The following is a 2,268-nucleotide window of genomic DNA, read 5'->3' as shown; positions in this document are numbered from 1 at the left end:
AGCCGACGGCAGCAGTTCCCGAGGCTGGTACCTGGGCAATCATGCTGTTCGGTATCGGCGGGATCGGCGCATCGATGCGCGTTCGCCGTCGCCAGACGAAGATTGCATTCGCCTAAGCATATTTCACAGCTGGTCCCAGTGGCCATCTGTGTGAAGGCAGCCGTCAACCTCTCAAGGTTGGCGGCTGTTTTTGTTTAACATCCGGCGCAATGGGTCTGTAGAAGAACCCATGTGGCGCGGTGGGCGCCGTCGATCGATAATTGGGCAAGCGGGATGGCCCATACTGCGCCCAACAGCCCAAACCCCGAGATCGCGAACGCGCCTGAATGGACGCCGTCAGGTACCGAGCACACGTCCTGGTATCGGCATCCATCGATTACAGCCACGCAGAGCCACGTACGCGGCTGGGACTGGGACTGGGACTGGGACTGGAACTGGGACTGGTAATGACCACCGGTGTGCGCCATTTTACAGTCATGATGTTCAAGCGCGGGCGGAGAACTATGACATGAGTTTACGCTTGGAGCATGTTACCAAACTCGCACATAGCAAGGAAGGCCTGAGGGCTGCTTACGCCGCGGGTGTCGACCATCAGCGCAATGGTTGGCTGCGATATCCACCATGCAAATGGGACCATCCCGCAATTCTGGCTTTTGATGAAAGCGGAACGTGCGTTGGCGGTATCAATTGGGGCGAGGACCATGATGATCGAACGCTCACAATCACGTTTGCCTGGGGTTCGCCTACCGCTCCTGCAGCCTTTGCTGCCGTACTTTCGCGGTTTCGGAAGGTTCACCTAAACGGGTGGTTTACCGAAATCCACTTCACGATATCGACGCATAACGAAGCCATGCAAAAGGCCGTGAAAGTACTTGGGCTTGTTCCTCGGGCTTTCACCTTTGAGATGCCCGTAAAGGACATGACCAGGTCTTGATGGCAAAAAAATGCCCGTCTTGCAAAGCCGGGCATTTTCGAGCTTAGCCGTTATCGAGCTTTGCGTTATTCCAATATCGCGTATTGGATTTGTTACGTTAAAAACAAAGGTATAAGTCAGTAGCCTATGTAAGCCTCACAACTGTTTCAGCGACGCATTGCGCTATCCCCTGCAAAATGCGCCAGTAAAAGATTATAGCTACTTCGGCTGTTGACACTATTAAGCCCTGATGGGCTTACCGATAGGCCAGTAGCGCATGTGAACCCCCCGAGTTGAAAGTGTTCGTCTTTCGACAAGGAGACTTATGCAGGAACTCTATTTCGTAATTGTAATTCCATACGGTGAAAGGCGCATTAACCGCGACTGGCAGGTTTTTTTGACTCTCTGCTCGAGTGGTGATGTATCAAAGTCCCCTTAGCCGTCCGCATAAGCGGACCGTGGTGAGAGTAGGGGCAGCCCACCCTCATCTTTACGCTAGAAGCGACGTTCCAGGCGATTGGCCTACGAAATGGACCGCCGGTTAGAACCTCCGCCTCACCCTCACCTAGTTGGAATCCGAGTGTGCAATCGACTGAGAATCAATGTCCAGAAGCTTGGAATTCGCTGCATTCGGCGGGCGTCTCGCCGGCACTTTGGCCCTTACTGAATAAGCCCAACTTTGCCGCTTCTTCGGCACTACGGTCCGCTTGCTCTTTGACGCTGCGGATGTTGCCGGGCCGCAACTAACTTCGCGCGTTCTCCATATGCCCGTGGCGGGGGCGGGTCGTAAAGTTGGCGAGTGCCATCCCGGCAGGACTGCTGTTGACACGCACCGTGTTGTAGTCCGCCTGCCATGCCTCGCTGATCCGCCCCGCCGTCGCCAGCGACCAGATGTTCGATCAAACACTTGGCGAGCAAATAGAGCTGGATAATTCCACGAGTCTATGCTTCTGTAGGTCAGTAATGCGCAGGAGGCTCTATATCTATGATGAGATCCAGAAGTTCACGACGTACTTGATCAACTTCGAGTGCCCCCTGAAGGTCTCCACGCTCAATCTTGGCATCGACTTCCCGTTGGGCGACAAAGGCAGCATCTACCCCGTACCGACTAACCATCGTGTAGGCCGCAGAGTGTGCCACAGGAAAGTTCGATCGGTGGGAGGTATTCATGATGCACCTCATTGATAGTAATCATCAATGCACGAGCGATCGACGAGTTTTCCAAATACGATCCTTGATACAATCTTATGGTAAAGGAGGCGTTAACGGCCGCAAGTGCTAATTCGATCAAGCGAACGCGCCCCGCGTGGCTGTGCGAAAAAACATGGCGAGGCGCTAAAAAGGTACGCGGTACT

General features: G+C 54.1%; 3 protein-coding genes. 2 read left to right on the top strand and 1 reads right to left on the bottom strand.

Going from position 1 to position 2,268, the window contains the following annotated elements:
* Together IFS44_RS22705 and IFS44_RS21505 are read left to right on the top strand one after the other, a co-directional pair.
* Positions 1–116, top strand: a 116-nt coding sequence (locus IFS44_RS22705; RefSeq protein ID WP_192100162.1) for a PEP-CTERM sorting domain-containing protein, incomplete at its 5' end; no start/stop codon positions are given.
* Between the two features lie 157 nt (positions 117–273).
* On the top strand, positions 274–447 hold the full coding sequence (locus tag IFS44_RS21505) for a hypothetical protein (RefSeq protein ID WP_192100160.1): 174 nt from the start codon (positions 274–276) through the stop codon (positions 445–447).
* Between the two features lie 1,574 nt (positions 448–2,021).
* Here the strand turns inward: IFS44_RS21505 and IFS44_RS22000 are convergent.
* Positions 2,022–2,268 (bottom strand): hypothetical protein (locus tag IFS44_RS22000; RefSeq protein ID WP_206757901.1); only part of this gene is annotated, 247 nt, incomplete at its 5' end.

This window comes from Sphingomonas sp. CFBP 13706 (assembly GCF_014842355.1).
Taxonomy (GTDB): domain Bacteria; phylum Pseudomonadota; class Alphaproteobacteria; order Sphingomonadales; family Sphingomonadaceae; genus Sphingomonas; species Sphingomonas aerolata.
Note: the sequence above shows the minus strand (reverse complement) of the source record. Positions and strands in the feature narration are given on the sequence as shown.